At 68.1% G+C, this 14,076-nt stretch carries 13 protein-coding genes, 1 tRNA gene and 2 pseudogenes; 7 read left to right on the top strand and 9 right to left on the bottom strand.

Annotated features, from left to right (window positions below; genetic code table 11):
* Window positions 1-27: 27 nt before the first annotated feature.
* Window positions 28-831 carry an SGNH/GDSL hydrolase family protein gene (locus ACZ7IB_RS20535; protein ID WP_470914251.1) on the bottom strand — a complete coding sequence of 268 codons (804 nt, stop codon included), beginning with the start codon at window positions 829-831 and terminating at the stop codon, window positions 28-30.
* A 416-nt stretch (window positions 832-1,247) separates the two neighbouring features.
* Here ACZ7IB_RS20535 and ACZ7IB_RS20540 point away from each other — a divergent pair.
* Window positions 1,248-1,514, top strand: a pseudogene (locus ACZ7IB_RS20540) (response regulator); the annotation flags it as partial.
* Window positions 1,515-1,738: 224 nt separating this feature from the next.
* Here ACZ7IB_RS20540 and ACZ7IB_RS20545 read toward each other — a convergent pair.
* Window positions 1,739-1,912, bottom strand: a complete 174-nt coding sequence (locus tag ACZ7IB_RS20545; protein WP_470914253.1) for a hypothetical protein — start codon at window positions 1,910-1,912, stop codon at window positions 1,739-1,741.
* A gap of 155 nt (window positions 1,913-2,067) precedes the next feature.
* A complete protein-coding gene (locus ACZ7IB_RS20550; protein WP_470914255.1) occupies window positions 2,068-2,433 on the bottom strand; it encodes an alpha/beta hydrolase in 366 nt (121 codons plus the stop codon).
* A gap of 235 nt (window positions 2,434-2,668) precedes the next feature.
* Here ACZ7IB_RS20550 and ACZ7IB_RS20555 point away from each other — a divergent pair, with 235 nt between their 5' ends.
* The gene (locus ACZ7IB_RS20555; protein ID WP_470914257.1) at window positions 2,669-3,172 is read left to right on the top strand and encodes an FBP domain-containing protein; all 504 of its coding nucleotides are present in this window, start codon (window positions 2,669-2,671) and stop codon (window positions 3,170-3,172) included.
* 334 nt (window positions 3,173-3,506) lie between these two features.
* Here the strand turns inward: ACZ7IB_RS20555 and ACZ7IB_RS20560 are convergent.
* Window positions 3,507-4,937: pseudogene (locus ACZ7IB_RS20560) on the bottom strand (MFS transporter); the annotation flags it as partial.
* Here ACZ7IB_RS20560 and ACZ7IB_RS20565 point away from each other — a divergent pair.
* Window positions 4,921-5,601 (top strand): MMPL family transporter, encoded by a 681-nt coding sequence (locus ACZ7IB_RS20565; RefSeq protein WP_470914259.1) that lies wholly within the window; start codon window positions 4,921-4,923, stop codon window positions 5,599-5,601. The pseudogene ACZ7IB_RS20560 and the gene ACZ7IB_RS20565 overlap by 17 nt on opposite strands.
* A 421-nt stretch (window positions 5,602-6,022) precedes the next feature.
* Here the strand turns inward: ACZ7IB_RS20565 and ACZ7IB_RS20570 are convergent.
* Window positions 6,023-6,096: transfer RNA gene (locus ACZ7IB_RS20570), tRNA-Pro, on the bottom strand.
* Window positions 6,097-6,198: 102 nt separating this feature from the next.
* On the bottom strand, window positions 6,199-7,137 hold the full coding sequence (locus ACZ7IB_RS20575; protein WP_470914260.1) for a metallophosphoesterase: 939 nt from the start codon (window positions 7,135-7,137) through the stop codon (window positions 6,199-6,201).
* A gap of 79 nt (window positions 7,138-7,216) precedes the next feature.
* On the opposite strand from ACZ7IB_RS20575, the gene ACZ7IB_RS20580 reads away from it, so the two are divergent.
* Window positions 7,217-7,681, top strand: a complete 465-nt coding sequence (locus ACZ7IB_RS20580; protein WP_114245277.1) for a GatB/YqeY domain-containing protein — start codon at window positions 7,217-7,219, stop codon at window positions 7,679-7,681.
* 95 nt (window positions 7,682-7,776) lie between these two features.
* On the opposite strand, the gene ACZ7IB_RS20585 is transcribed toward ACZ7IB_RS20580, so the two are convergent.
* On the bottom strand, window positions 7,777-9,984 hold the full coding sequence (locus ACZ7IB_RS20585; RefSeq protein ID WP_470914264.1) for a transglycosylase domain-containing protein: 2,208 nt from the start codon (window positions 9,982-9,984) through the stop codon (window positions 7,777-7,779).
* Window positions 9,985-10,370: 386 nt separating this feature from the next.
* On the opposite strand from ACZ7IB_RS20585, the gene ACZ7IB_RS20590 reads away from it, so the two are divergent.
* Entirely contained in the window at window positions 10,371-10,721 is a 351-nt protein-coding gene (locus ACZ7IB_RS20590) for a WhiB family transcriptional regulator (RefSeq protein ID WP_383958543.1), read from the top strand.
* A 13-nt stretch (window positions 10,722-10,734) separates the two neighbouring features.
* On the opposite strand, the gene bagB is transcribed toward ACZ7IB_RS20590, so the two are convergent.
* Both bagB and bagA read right to left on the bottom strand, forming a co-directional pair.
* Entirely contained in the window at window positions 10,735-12,132 is a 1,398-nt protein-coding gene (bagB, locus tag ACZ7IB_RS20595; protein ID WP_470914266.1) for an ATPase BagB, read from the bottom strand.
* Window positions 12,129-13,115: an ATPase BagA gene (gene bagA, locus ACZ7IB_RS20600; RefSeq protein ID WP_470914267.1), complete on the bottom strand. Its 987-nt coding sequence runs from the start codon at window positions 13,113-13,115 to the stop codon at window positions 12,129-12,131. Before bagA ends, bagB begins: the two co-directional genes overlap by 4 nt.
* Before the next feature lie 71 nt (window positions 13,116-13,186).
* On the opposite strand from bagA, the gene ACZ7IB_RS20605 reads away from it, so the two are divergent.
* Together ACZ7IB_RS20605 and ACZ7IB_RS20610 are read left to right on the top strand one after the other, a co-directional pair.
* Complete coding sequence (locus ACZ7IB_RS20605; RefSeq protein ID WP_003967454.1) at window positions 13,187-13,345, top strand: DUF4177 domain-containing protein; 159 nt, start codon at window positions 13,187-13,189, stop codon at window positions 13,343-13,345.
* The gene (locus ACZ7IB_RS20610; protein WP_114245273.1) at window positions 13,345-13,815 is read left to right on the top strand and encodes a RidA family protein; all 471 of its coding nucleotides are present in this window, start codon (window positions 13,345-13,347) and stop codon (window positions 13,813-13,815) included. The genes ACZ7IB_RS20605 and ACZ7IB_RS20610 overlap by 1 nt, the downstream gene beginning before the upstream one ends.
* Window positions 13,816-14,076 lie beyond the last annotated feature (261 nt).

Consider the following 14,076-nt stretch of genomic DNA (forward strand, 5'->3'; position numbering starts at 1 on the left):
CGCTTCTGCACCTCCGTCGTCCGCGTCCTACGCGGCCGAGCGGAAGGCCGGAAGATAGCCGCCCGACTGTCCGGCGGCCTTGGGGTGGTACGAGTTGTAGACGGGGAGCGTCACACTGTTGAGCCATGCGTCACCGGAGCACAGCTCATGCCCGGTGAACTCGTCCGCCACGCTGGAGAAGGTGAACCCGGCGTCGGCCGCCTGCTTGGCGATGACACCGTTCAGGACGTCGGACGCGCTGTTGATGGCCGCCCGCTCCTTCTCCGAGAGCCCGGCGATGCAGCTGCCGCTCAGCTGGTAGAAGCGCGGGTATCCCAGCACCACGACATGTGCCTGCGGGGCCCGTGACCGGATGGAGCCGTAGAGCGAACTCAGGCCGGACGGAAGTGAGTTCTGCATCTGCGACACGGCCGAGCTCACGCTGCTCAGGCAGGTGGCCTCGCTGGACAGCACGCAGTCCTGCATGACATCGGCGAAGCCCACGTCATTGCCGCCCGCCGTGACGCTGACCAGGCCGGTGGACGAGCTCAGTGCGCCCAGCTGGCTGCCGGTCACCGAACTCGTCGTGGCGCCCGAACAGGCGACGAAGGCGAAAGAGGAAGGTGAGTTCGCAGCTGCCCAGAGGTAGGGGTAGGCGTTGGTGCTGCGACGGCAGTCGCCGCTGTCGGAGAGATAGCTCCCCGCGCCGACGCCGGACGAGTACGAGTCGCCGAGTGCGACGTACCCGCCGGCGGCGGCCGAGGATGCCGAGGCCGGCTGGGCGACGCCCAGAGCGGCCACGGCGGCGAGGACCAGAGTGGATGCGGACGCCCAGAATCTCCGTACTGACATGGCTGTCAGCCCTCCGAAGTGTGGGGGGTGGGTGGGGGGTTGATTGAGCGCCACGTTTCTAGCAGCTGTTGGTACTCGCCGGTAATAGCCGCGTAAGAACTGGTCTGATATGCCCGAATGATCGTTCGGTCGCGATGGCTCCGCGCGTAGACAAACCTCTCGGGGTGCCTGAATCTCCGTGCGGGACCTGAGTGTTCGGGCGGCGGCGGGGCCCCGTGCTGCGGCCCCTGTGGTGCGGGGCCCGGCCCCCGCGCGACCGGTCGTCGGCGCCTGAACAGGCTCGCGAGGGACGCCGCATGACATGCCATCATCCGCCCTGCGCGATCCGGGATCCGCTGCCGGAGTCCGACTCCGCGTCAGCGGCTCATACGGATACTGGTACCCCTGTCACGACGGAGCCCGGACGAGGAGTCTCGTTGAGCGCGCGCGTACTGGTTGCCGAGGACGACGTGAAGCAGGCGCGGTTGACAGGCATCTGTCCGGGGCGTGAGGGGAACGAGGTCCAGATCGTCGCCGACGGCCGCTCGGCGATCGACCGGTCAAGGTCCTCCCGGCCCGACCTCATCGTGCTCGATGTGACGATGCCGAATGTCGACGGCCTCGACGTATGCCGGATCCTGCGCGCCGAATCCCAGGTCTCCATCCCGCTGCTCACGGCACGCACCACGGAGGAGGACATGCTCTTTCTCGCACATTGGCCGTCGCCCGGCTCCCGCTCCGGCCGGACGGCGACGAATGCAGGGCCGCGCCCATGAAGAACCTGTGAAGAAGCCATCAAGGACTGTTCCGGGACCGCTCCGGGCCGGCGGACGGCCGACCGTAGGCCCTGACGACAACCGCCCTCTGTGGTGGCAACCCCGCGTTGGGGTTGCCACCACAGAGGGCGGTTGTCGTAGATCTACGAGGGTCAGTTGTGGCCGAACCTCCGCTGCTTCCGGTGGGAGACCTGTTCCGAGATCGAGTGCACCGTGTCCTGGGCGGCCCTTGGCTGCGTCGGCTGTTCCTTCGTCTCCGGAGCAGCACTGCGTTCGTGGCCGCCGGTGCGGGCACCTCGGTTCTGCCGACTCTGCTTCTTGCCCACGATCGTGCCTCCTGTAGCGGATATCGGACGATGGGCCAGTACCAGATTCGCATTTGAGTGCGAACGGTGCATCTCGGGCTCTCGCTGTCGAGCGCGCTTATGCCGACGCAGGCGGGAGGGACCGGCCGCAAGCCGGGTATCCGTCCCTTCACGGATCAGATCCGCGTTGCAGGGGCATCCGCCGGCGGGGCACCGCCCAGGAGAAAGCCGACCGCTTCCTCGACCGTTGCGTCGTAGCGTCCGTCCGTGTCCGAGCTGAAGAAGCCGTGGCCCGCTCCCGAGTACTCCACGAGGCGGCAGTGGTTGCCCTCGGTGGTCATCCGGTCGCGGAAGCGGCGTGCCCGGTCGATGGGTACGACGCGGTCCTCGGTGCCGTGCATGACGAGGGCGGGCGGCGACCCTGGGCGCACCGGCCGGAGCGGGGACAGGCGTTCCGCGGTGGCGTGGGGGATGGAGAGGGCCTCGCGCAGGCGCTGCTCGGGTTTGCCGGGTGCTCCGAGGAGGTCGGCAGGCCTCATCATCTCGCTCTTCTGCCGGCCGTACGTGCGTGAGCCGTGGCTGTCCAGGCCGGGCCGGCCCGCCGCACGCCGGGCGGGGTGGCGGGCCGGGTGCTGTTGCCTTGAGCACCCGCCCCCTCCACGCCGGACGTGCTCCGCCGGGTCCGGGAGAAAGCCCATGGGCGATGCGGGTCCTGTCCGGCGGACCGCTCGAATATTGAGATGCGGGCCTGTCGGGGCGGACATAGGGTCGATGCCCGTGGAACCGCTCAGTGAGAAACAGATCCGCTCATCCTTCGTGAATTGCACCAAGGGTGAGGCGGCGAGGCTTCGGCTGCCGCTCGACTTCGCCGAACTGCCCTGGGAGGACCTGGACTTCCTGGGATGGGTGGATCCGGGAGCGCCGCTGCGGGCACACCTCGTGGTGCCACGGGCACAGGGTCCGCTGGGGATATCTCTGCGCATACCCTCCGTGAGGCGAACCAGTGCCATGAAGTCCAGCATGTGCCAGATCTGTCTGACAAATCACGCCTCCTCCGGAGTCACCCTGCTCGCTGCCCCCTTGGCGGGCGCCCAGGGCCGCGAGGGCAACACGGTCGGTGTCTACATCTGCGCGGACCTCGCCTGCCCCCTGTATCTGCGGGGCAAGCGGCAGCCGAAGCTGCGTTCCGGGCGGTACGAGGAGTCCCTGACGCTGGACGAGCGCCTCGAGCGCATGGCGGGCAATCTGGATGCCTTCACGGCCAAGGTCGCCGAGGCGTAGGCCCTGACGAGCACAGCCCGTCGCCCCGTAAGGAAGTAGAAACGTCCGACGGGGGAGGGCGGAAGACCTGCCCCAACCGGGCCGCGGTGAGCCGGGGTCAGAGCCGTGACGGCGCATCCTGGGCGAGCTGTGATGCACGATTCCGCCGTTGCCTACGGCACGCACCTGGGCCCGACCCATGCGTGGAAGAGCCCCACGCCGGCTGGTCGAGGCGTTCTCCTCGGCGTTGAGCACAACGGCTTCTGGTACCACACCAGGGGTGAGCGCGGGCACGGTCGTCAGCATTGCTTGATGCGCAAGGTGGGGCGACTGGATGGGTGACCTGTGTCAGCGGCTATGGCTCCGTCGACCGGGGTTGGGACGTCGGGATCCGGTGGGTGAAGAACATCGCGAGGAGAGCGGTGAGGGCGAGGATGGCGAGTGCGACGCGCAGGCCGTCGAGTCTCGCCTCGGCGTTCGCGTCGAGCGTCGCCCGAGTCACCTCCGTGCTTGTGCCGGCCTCTTCGAGGGCGGTCTTGAGCTGGGCGTCCGACAGGAAGGTTGCTTCGCTTCGGAGCTCGACGGTCGCCTTGCTCTTGACGTCGGCCGGGACCGCCGGATGCTGTTCGACGTTGGTCAGGAACGAAGACGTGAGCGCGGCGATCATGATCGACCCGGCGAGTGCGGTTCCGATCGAGGCGCCGAGGTTGGTGACGGCGTTCTGGACGCCGCCGACTTCTGCGCTCTGTTGCTCCGGCACTGCGGACACGGTGACTGACCCGAGCTGGGACGCCAGCGATCCCATGCCGAGCCCGATCAACAGAAGTGGGATGGTGACGATTTCCGCACCGGCGTCTGCATCGAGCGCGGCCATCAGGGCGGCGGCGCCCGTGAGCAACGCGAGAACCCCGAGCCGCACCACGCGTCGCGGCGAGACGCCGGGGAAGAAGCGTGGGATCAGGACCGCGGCAGCCAGCAGCGTGATCGAGAGCGGCAGGAGGCGGGCACCGGTCGTGAGCGCGGACAGGCCCAGGGCAACCGACAGATAGAGCGGTACGACGAAGAACACGCCCATCTGTACGAGGTACTGGAAGAAGAACATCGTCAGCCCGCCGGTGAGCTGTTTGTTCTCCAACATGGATGGGTGAATGAGCGGCTCCCTGCGCCGCTCCACGAGTCGGGCCTCCCAGCGGAGGAAGAGCCGGACCAGAAGCAGCCCTGCCGGCATCAACCACACGACCAGGGAAACCCCGAGCCACGAAGGCGCGTCGGGCTTCGGCCTGAACCAGCCCCATTCGTCCGAGCGGAGCACCCCGTAGACGCAGATCCCGAGCCCGAGCGCGCAGAGCACGGCGCCGACGAGATCGATGCGCGGGCGTTCGTCGCTCGCGGCGTCAGCGATGCGACGGGCAAGCACCAGGATGCCGAGGACCACCAAGACCTCCCCGGCGAAGACCCACCGCCACGAGAAGTACGTCGTGGCGACACCCCCGATGAGCGGCCCGAGCGCGATCGCCACGGCCCCTGCTGCCGCGACGAGTCCGTAGGCCGCAGGACGACGTTCCGTGGCGAAGTTGCCGGCCACGAGCGCCACGATCGCGGGGAGGATGAGCGCCGCTCCGACCCCCTCGAGGAACGACCAGCCGAGCAGCAACACAGGCAGGTTGGGCGCGAGCGCCGTGATGAGGGATCCGCAGCCGTAGATGCTGCAACCGATCACGAACGCGCGTTTGCGGCCGATCAGCGCCCCGACCTTACCTCCGGGGATCATGAACACTCTCGGCACGGTGCAGGGTGTCGACTACGCGGTCGCGGGCAAGACCGCCATGCCGCACGACTTCGCGAAGCAGGTGAACAGCCGGACCCCGATCGTCCTCGCGTTCATCCTCGGCCTCGCGTTCCTCCTGCTCGCGGTGACGTTCCGGTCATGGACCATCCCGCTGGCTTCGATCCTGCTCAATCTGCTGTCCATCGGCGCTGCTTACGGGGCGCTGACCCTGGTCTTCCAGGACGGCAACCTGGAGTCGCTCCTGGGGTTCAACTCCTACGGTGGAGTGGTGAGTTGGCTACCGCTGTTCATGTTCATCATCCTGTTCGGCCTGAGCATGGACTACCACATCTTCATTCTCAGCCGGATCAGGGAACGGTGGCTCGCGGGCACGGAGCCGCGTGAGGCGGTCGTCGGAGGCATAGCGGCCAGTGCGGGCGTCGTCAGCAGCGCGGCGCTCATCATGACCGGTGTCTTCACGGTCTTCATGACCTTGTCCGCCATCGAGTACAAGATGCTGGGCCTCGGCATGGCACTGGCCATCCTCATCGACGCCACCGTTGTACGTGGTGTGCTGCTGCCTGCCGCGATGTCCCTGCTCGGAGAGCGGGCCTGGGGCCGCAGGGCCGGCTTGACCGCGCGCGCTCCGTCGGCGGAGCCTTCCCGGGTGGCCGGGGCTTAGCGTCGGCCGAGGGTGCGGCAGGCCCAGCCCGTGCAACGCCGGCCGTCGGCGTTGAACGGGCCACCGCCGTGTCTTCTGCTCGGGCGGCAGCCCGTTGCCACGGCGGCAGTGGTGGACCTCCTGAAACTCGGCGGCCACGGCAACGCATGGCTTGCCGTGGCCGCGCCATGACCGAGGCCGGCAGTGCACTGGCCTGCTGGTTGCTGAGTCGACACTCGGCCGTTGGCGAAAGCGGCAACTGGCTTCGCGATGGCATACGTACAGCTGCCTTCAAGCGCCTCACTTCGCAGATGACCGCAGGCTGTCCTCGGGGAGACCACGACCAAGGCCTTCTCCCGGATTTCTCCCAAACGATCTCCGGAAACCACTCAGGGGCCTGATCCACTTAGTGGATCAGGCCCCTGACCTGGTATTTCAGCTGTCGGGGTGGCGGGATTTGAACCCACGACCTCTTCGTCCCGAACGAAGCGCGCTGCCAAGCTGCGCTACACCCCGATCGCCGCCGGTATCCCGGCGACATCGATTACTTTAGCCCACCCGCGCCCGCAGACGAAATCCGGTTTATGTGCTGCTGAGAGCGAGGGGGGCCGCGGGTGCTCAGTCCCGGGGCGTCAGGGTCAGCAGGGTCGCCTCGGGCGGGCAGGCGAAGCGGACCGGGGTGTAGCGGTTGGTGCCGCAGCCTGCGGAGACGTGGAGGTAGGCGCGGTGGTCCTCGACGGAGTGGGTGGAGAGGCCCTTGACCCGGTCCGTGTCCAGGTCGCAGTTGGTGACCAGGGCACCGTAGAAGGGGATGCAGAGCTGGCCGCCGTGGGTGTGACCGGCCAGGATCAGGGGGTACCCCTCCGCCGTGAAGGCGTCCAGGGAGCGCAGGTAGGGGGCGTGGACCACGCCGATGGAGAGGTCGGCGCCCGTCTCGGGGCCGCCCGCCACCTCCGCGTAGCGGTCGCGCTTGATGTGTGGGTCGTCCAGGCCGGTGAAGGCGATCTCCAGGCCGTCGACCTTGAGGCGGCCGCGGGTGTTGGACAGGCCCAGCCAGCCCGCCTCGTCGAAGGCGTCGCGCATCGGCTCCCACGGGTTGTGGACGACGCCGACCGCGGGGGCGTTCCCGTTGAGGCCGTGCTTGCCCCGGGCCTTCTCGAAGAGGTAGCGGGCAGGGTTGCGGAGCTTGGGGCCGTAGTAGTCGTTGGAGCCGAAGACGTACACACCCGGGAACTGCATCAGCGGACCGAGCGCGTCGAGCAGCTCGGGTACGGCCTCGGGGTCCGAGAGGTTGTCGCCGGTGTTCACGACGAAGTCCGGGCGCAGGCCGGCCAACGACTGCAGCCAGGCGCGCTTCTTGCGCTGGCCGCTCACCATGTGGATGTCGGAGACCTGGAGTACGCGCAACGGTCGTGCCCCGTACGGGAGTACGGGGATGGTGACCCGTCGCAGGCGGAACGAGCGGGCCTCGAACCCGGCGGCGTAGGCGAGGCCGACAGCGCCGACCGCTGCGCCGACTGCCGTGACTTTCAGGGGTACTCCGTAGCGTGCGCGCATGCGCCCATCGTCGCAGACACGGTGCGGCGGAAAGAAAACCGGCGGGCGGTGGGCGCCCCGTACCTGCCACAATCAGCACATGACCACGCTCAAGTCCAAGCTCAAGGAAGACCTCACCACGGCCATGAAGGCGCGTGACGAGCTGACCTCGTCCACGCTCCGGCTGACCCTCACCGCCATCACGAAGGAGGAGGTCAGCGGCAAGACGGCGCGCGAGCTCTCCGACGACGAGGTGCAGAAGGTGATCGCCAAGGAGGCGAAGAAGCGCCGCGAGGCGGCCGAGGCCTTCGCCCAGGGCGGCCGGACCGAGCAGGCCGAGCGCGAGAAGGCGGAGGGTGAGCTGCTCGACGCATACCTGCCGAAGCAGCTGAGCGACGACGAGCTGGGTGCGATCGTGGCGTCCGCCGTCGAGGAGGCGAAGGCCGCCGGGGCCGAGGGGCCGCGGGCGATGGGCGCCGTCATGAAGATCGTGAACCCGAAGGTCGCGGGGCGCGCGGACGGCGGCCGGGTGGCCGCCGCGGTGAAGAAGCTCCTGGCGGGCTGAGGCCGCGCGACGTACGGACAGGGATGTACGAAGTGGGGCGCCCGGGATCGGGATCGATCCGGGGCGCCCCACCTTCATGTGCGTGAACCGCAGGGTCAGGGACCCTGCGTACCGTCGTTGGTCTGACCGCCGCGGCCGCCGGTGTTCCCGCCGGTGTTCCCGCCGGGCTTCTTGCCGGGCCTCTTGCCCCCGGGGCCCTGCCTGCCATGGTCCCCGTCATCGCCGTGCTGCTCCGGCGGGTCCGGGATGTTGACGGTGTTGAAGGCGGGGGCGGGCACTCCATTGAGGGCGCCCGTCATCGCGTCACGCCAGATCGGTCCGGGGACCTGTCCGCCGTACACCTTGTCCTGGTACACGCCACCGATGGTGATGCGCTCCATCTCGACGCTCTGGGACGGGCTGCCGACCCAGACCGCGCCGGACATGTTCGGCGTGTAGCCGACGAACCAGGCGTTCTTACGGGCGTCGGTCGTACCGGTCTTGCCCGCGTTGTCGCGGCTCTGGAGGCCGGCCTCAGCACCGGTACCGGAGTCGACCACGCCGCGCAGCAGGGTGTTGATGGTGTCCGCCGTCGTCTGCGACATCGCCTGCGAGCAGGTGGTCTTCGGTACGGGCAGCGAGGTGCCGTCCGCCGTTTTCACCGACTCGATGGCGATCGATGTGCAGTACGTACCGCGGTTGGCGAAGGCGGCGTAGGCGCTGGCCATCGTCAGCGGCGACAGGCCATTGGAACCGAGGGTCAGTGTGGACGGGTTCTGCGGCAGCTTGGTGCCGTCGCCCTGCACCACGCCCAGCTTGTCGGTCATCTTCGAGACCGGACACATGCCGATGTCCTGGAGCATCTGCACGAAGTAGGTGTTGACGGACTTCTCCATCGCCACCTTCAGCGGGTACGGCCCCCTCTCGGACTCGTTCTCGTTCTCCAGGTGATACTTCGGCGTGCCGTCGTTGACCCACGGCTTCCCGCAGGACTGCACCGTGTCCGGGTAGTCCATCTCGTACGGGGAGGGGTAGGTCTGCGTGGCCGGCTTGCCGCCCTCTATGGCCGCGGCGGCGAGGAACGGCTTGAACGTCGAACCGGTCGGGAAGCCGTAGTTCGAGCCGCCCATGCTCTTGTTGACCGAGTAGTTGTACTGGGTCTCGTTGGGCCCGAAGCCGTACGGCTTGGACTGGCCCATTCCCATGATCTTGCCGGTGCCCGGCTGGACCAGCGTCACGGCGGTCGCGACCTTGTCCGACTTGTAGACGTGGCTCTTGATCGAGCTCTGCACCGACTGCTGGGACTGCGGGTCGAGCGTCGTCCGGACTGTCAGACCGCCCCGGTTCCAGAGCTTGGCCCGGTCCTCCTTGGTCTTGCCGAAGACCGGGTCGGAGAGAAAGACCTGGCGTACGTAGTCGCAGAAGAAACCGGCTCCGCTGACGGCCGTGATGCAGCCGTTCTGCGGCTTCTTGACCTTCAGCTTGATCGGGTTCGACTTCGCCTTGTCGGCCTCGGCCTGCGAGATGTCACCGACGTCGGCCATGCGCTGGAGCACGGTGTTGCGGCGCTTGGTCGCCTCGGCGGTGTCGTTGACCGGGTCGTAGCGGCTCGGCGACTGCACGATGCCGGCCAGCAGCGCGGACTCCTCCAGCGTCAGGTCCTTCGCGTGCTTGGAGAAGTAGCGCTGCGAGGCGGCCTCGACGCCGTACGCCTGCTGCCCGAAGAAGGTGATGTTCAGGTAGTTCGTCAGGATGCGCTTCTTGCCGAGCTTCTCCTCGACCTGGATCGCGTACTTCAGTTCCTGGATCTTGCGGCCCATGGTCTGCTGAGTGGCCTGCGCGACCTTGTCCGGGTCGTCGCCGGCCTCCTCGACGAAGACGTTCTTCACGTACTGCTGTGTGAGGGTCGAGGCGCCCTGCGCGGTTCCGCCCTCCTGCACATTGCGGTTCAGTGCGCGCAGGATTCCCTTGAGGTCGATCGCCCCGTGCTCGTAGAAGCGGGCGTCCTCGATCGCCACGATCGCCTTCTGCATGTACGGCGAGATGTCCTTCAGCTCGACCACCGTGCGGTCACGCGAATAGACGGAGGCGATCATTCCGCCCTTGCTGTCCAGGATCGTGGTGCGCTGGCTCAGCGGTGGAGTACGGAGATTGGCCGGGATTTCGTCGAATCCCTGGACCGTCCCCTTGGTGGCGAGACCCAGTGCTCCGGCGGCCGGCAGCGCGATGCCCGCGAGCACAACTCCGGAAAGTGCGGCGACACCGAGGAACTTGGCGGCCTGCTGGGTCGTCGTGAGACCCCCGCCCGAGCGCTTCTTTGGCATGGGGGCAGCCTACGTTCTCATTCACCGGACACACGTATATGCCTTGGCCTAAGCTGCTCCCAACTGTCACGGCAGTCCCGTTGTGTATCAACCCCCGTGCACGATCCGGCCACGAGTTCGGGCACTCCCGAATTCGCCTCCTGTGTCATCGAACGTCCGTTGTGATCCAGGTGAACTGTCCCGATTCTGCTGGGATATTCAGGTATGTCCTCACCTCACTCCCCTGGGTGATCTGCCGCATACGCATAGTCCGTTCGGGCCATTCAAGATTGGGCCCGAAGGGGGTGTTGTGCTGTCGCTGCCTTCCGTAACGTCCTCAACTGGCAGCGGTGAATATGCCGCTACCGCCGTGGGGGAGCCTCGATTCGGGAGAGGACGGCGCCGTGATGGGCTGGGTAACCGACTGGAGTGCGCAGGCAGCCTGCCGCACTACCGATCCGGATGAACTGTTCGTACAAGGGGCAGCGCAGAACAGGGCCAAGGCGGTGTGCACCGGATGCCCGGTGCGGACCGAGTGCCTGGCCGATGCGCTGGACAATCGCGTCGAATTCGGCGTATGGGGCGGAATGACGGAGCGGGAGCGCCGCGCACTGCTGCGCAGGCGGCCCACCGTCACGTCCTGGCGCCGACTGCTGGAGACCGCGCGCAGCGAGTACGAGCAGTCCACGGGCATCCTGCCCGTGGCGATCGAACTGGACGACGACGAACTGCACGAGAGGTACGCCGCGGTGGGGTAGAGCGGACGGGCGGCTACACAGCTCCGGCCGGGGCGGAACCGGTCGCGAGCCGGTCCCCGATGGCCCGAAGCCCCGCGAGGTCATGTACGTCACCGGGCAGCGCGGCCACTTGGGTCAGGGCGACCTCGGGGTGCAGGGCGGTGAAGCGGTCGCGTGTGCGCTGTTCGCGCGCGACCACCTGCATCCGTTCCGCGTGCAGCCGCAACAGACCTGCGGTCAGCTGCTCGACGGAAGCGGCCTCGGTCACGGTCTCGGTATTGGTTGCGGCTTCGGGAGCCGGTTCGGGATCTGGCTCGCGGTCTTCGGTGGCCTCGTGCTCGGAAGGGTCGGCAACGGCTTCGGGATAGGCGACCGACCAGTCGGCCGGGTCACGAAGTCCAGCCTTCCCGGCCGTCTGATCCACAATGCCGACCCCGTCAAGATTTTCTGCGGCCGCAAGTGCGAGCTCGGCGGAGAGCCGGGCGGCGTCGCTGCCGTGGACACGGTTGAGCACCAGACCGGCCAGCGGCATTTCCTCCGCGGCCAGCCGTTCCACGAAGTACGCCGCCTCGCGCAGCGCATCACGCTCCGGTGTCGCGACGACGAGGAACGCCGTACCGGGCGCCTGCAGCAGTTTGTACGTGGCATCGGCCCGGGTGCGGAAGCCGCCGAACATGGTGTCCATCGCCGCCACGAAGGTCTGTACGTCGCGCAGAAACTGACCGCCGAGCAACTTGCCGAGAGTGCCGGTCATCATCGACATGCCCACGTTGAGGAACTTCATCCCTGCCCGGCCGCCCATCTTCGCCGGGGCCATCAGCAGCTTGATGAACTTTCCGTCGAGGAACGAACCGAGCCGCTTCGGTGCGTCCAGGAAGTCCAGCGCGGAGCGCGACGGCGGGGTGTCGACGATGATCAGATCCCACTCGTTGCGCGCGCGCAGCTGCCCGAGCTTCTCCATCGCCATGTACTCCTGGGTGCCCGCGAAACCGGCCGACAGGGACTGGTAGAAGGGGTTCTCCAGGATCGCGCGGGCCCGTTCGCCGTCCGCGTGCGCCTCGACGATCTCGTCGAAGGTCCGCTTCATGTCGAGCATCATGGCGTGCAGTTCCCCGGCACCCTCGACATCGATGCCCGACACCCGGCGCGGGATGTTGTCCAGCGAGTCGATGCCCATGGACTGGGCGAGCCTGCGCGCCGGGTCGATGGTGAGGACGACGACCTTACGGCCGCGCTCGGCCGCCCGTACGCCCAGCGCCGCGGCGGTCGTGGTCTTGCCGACCCCGCCCGAACCGCAGCACACGACGATCCGGATGCCGGGGTCGTCGAGCAGTGCGTCGGTGTCCAGCGCGGGTGCGGGTGCGGTTGTGGTTGCGGTGACCCTGCCTGCGGCCGGGGCCGTGTCTGTGGCCGCGTCCGTGCCCTGTGTCATGTATCCACCCCTTGTCCCACCCCTTCGCCCACGCCCTGCTTGCGGAGTTCGGTCGCCAGGTCGTAGAGCCCGGCCGGGTCCATGCCCTCGCCGATCAGCGGGAGTTCGTACCCCGGCAGCTCCAGGCCCGCGAGCACCTCGCGCTGCTCGCGCTCCAGCTCGACCCGCTGGGCATGCTCGGCCGCCTGCTCGACCAGGGGGCGTACGAGCCCCGCGGAGCCGGTCACGCCCGCCCGGGTCAGCGCCTTGGCGATCTCCCTGCGGCGGCCGCCCGCGGCGGTGCGCAGTGCGTCCTCGTCCAGCAGATGCGGTCGCACCATGTTCACGATGACCCGGCCGACCGGCAGTTCGGCGGCCCGCAGCTCCGCGATGCCGTCCGCGGTCTCCTGGACCGGCATCTCCTCAAGCAGTGTCACCAGATGGACAGCCGTTTCCGGGGACTTCAGCACCCGCATCACGGCCTGCGCCTGATTGTGTATCGGGCCGATCCGGGCCAGCCCCGCCACCTCGTCGTTCACATTGAGGAAGCGGGTGATGCGCCCGGTGGGCGGGGCGTCCATGATCACGTAGTCGTAGACGTACCGGTTCTGCTTGTCCTTGCGGCGTACGGCTTCGCAGGCCTTGCCGGTCAGCAGCACGTCCCGTACACCGGGCGCGATCGTGGTGGCGAAGTCGATCGCTCCGAGCTTCTTGAGCGCCCGGCCCGCGCTGCCGAGCTTGTAGAACATCTGGAGGTAGTCGAGAAGGGCGCGTTCGGCGTCGATCGCGAGGGCGTACACCTCGCCGCCGCCCGACGCGACGGCGATCTTGCGCTCCTCGTACGGAAGGGGCTCCGTCTCGAAGAGCTGGGCGATGCCCTGCCTGCCCTCGACCTCCACGAGGAGGGTCCGCCTGCCCTCGGTCGCGAGGGCGAGCGCGAGGGCGGCGGCGACCGTGGTCTTACCGGTACCACCCTTGCCGCTGACGACCTGGAACCTGCTCACGTATTCGAGCCTAACCAGTCGGGCCGCGGGCTACGCACGAGGCTGCGCGTGCCAGGCATTACAGTCGGGCCATGACCAAGTGGGAATACGCGACCGTGCCCCTTCTCGTGCACGCGACCAAGCAGATTCTGGACACCTGGGGCGAGGACGGCTGGGAGCTGGTCCAGGTCGTTCCCGGCCCGAACAACCCCGAGCAGCTCGTGGCCTACCTGAAGCGGGAGAAGGCGTAGTGGCGGGCGCCGTCGAGGCGAAGCTCGCCGAGCTCGGGCTGACGCTGCCGGACGTCGTGCCGCCGCTGGCCTCGTACCAGCCGGCCGTGCAGTCGGGGGTGTACGTGTACACCTCCGGCCAGCTCCCGATGGTGGACGGCAAGCTCGCCGTCACCGGCAAGGTCGGTGCGGAGGTCACGCCCGACGAGGCCAAGGAACTGGCGAAGACCTGCGCTCTCAACGCGCTGGCCGCCGTGAAGTCCGTCGCGGGCGACCTGGACCGGATCGCGCGAGTCGTGAAGGTCGTGGGCTTCGTCGCCTCGGCATCCGACTTCACCGGGCAGCCCGCCGTGATCAACGGCGCCAGCGAGCTGCTGGGCGCGGTCCTCGGCGACAAGGGCGTGCATGCGCGCAGCGCGGTGGGCGTCGCGGTGCTGCCGCTGGACGCGCCGGTGGAGGTCGAGGTCCAGGTCGAGCTGGTCGGGGCCTGAGCCGTAGGTCTGCTGCGGGTGGTCTGTCGGGGCCCGAGCCGCGCGTCTCCCGCGGGGCGCGCGGTCGCCGCCGTTGGGGCTGCTGCGGCCCTCAGGGCCTGAGCCGTACGCCCGCCGTGGTCCTTGGACGGTCGCTGCCGTCCGCTCGCCGTCCGCTGTCGATTCCCTGATCCCGTCCGGTCGTGATGACCGGGCGGGATCATGTGTGTACGGGGCATGTACGGATCAACGTGCCTCTCGAACATCGTCGCGGTTCCGGAT

The sequence above is a fragment of the Streptomyces sp. NPDC037301 genome (genome assembly GCF_055602785.1).

Bases quoted from the DNA above. Each gene is read 5' to 3' on its own strand.
- ACZ7IB_RS20590 (WP_383958543.1), top strand. From the start codon at position 10,371: ATGGGCTGGGTAACCGACTGGAGTGCGCAGGCAGCCTGCCGCACTACC.
- ACZ7IB_RS20535 (WP_470914251.1), bottom strand. From the start codon at position 831: ATGTCAGTACGGAGATTCTGGGCGTCCGCATCCACTCTGGTCCTCGCC.
- ACZ7IB_RS20580 (WP_114245277.1), top strand. From the start codon at position 7,217: ATGACCACGCTCAAGTCCAAGCTCAAGGAAGACCTCACCACGGCCATG.
- ACZ7IB_RS20605 (WP_003967454.1), top strand. From the start codon at position 13,187: ATGACCAAGTGGGAATACGCGACCGTGCCCCTTCTCGTGCACGCGACC.
- ACZ7IB_RS20550 (WP_470914255.1), bottom strand. From the start codon at position 2,433: ATGATGAGGCCTGCCGACCTCCTCGGAGCACCCGGCAAACCCGAGCAG.
- ACZ7IB_RS20585 (WP_470914264.1), bottom strand. From the start codon at position 9,984: ATGCCAAAGAAGCGCTCGGGCGGGGGTCTCACGACGACCCAGCAGGCC.
- ACZ7IB_RS20575 (WP_470914260.1), bottom strand. From the start codon at position 7,137: ATGCGCGCACGCTACGGAGTACCCCTGAAAGTCACGGCAGTCGGCGCA.
- bagB (WP_470914266.1), bottom strand. From the start codon at position 12,132: ATGACACAGGGCACGGACGCGGCCACAGACACGGCCCCGGCCGCAGGC.
- ACZ7IB_RS20565 (WP_470914259.1), top strand. From the start codon at position 4,921: ATGAACACTCTCGGCACGGTGCAGGGTGTCGACTACGCGGTCGCGGGC.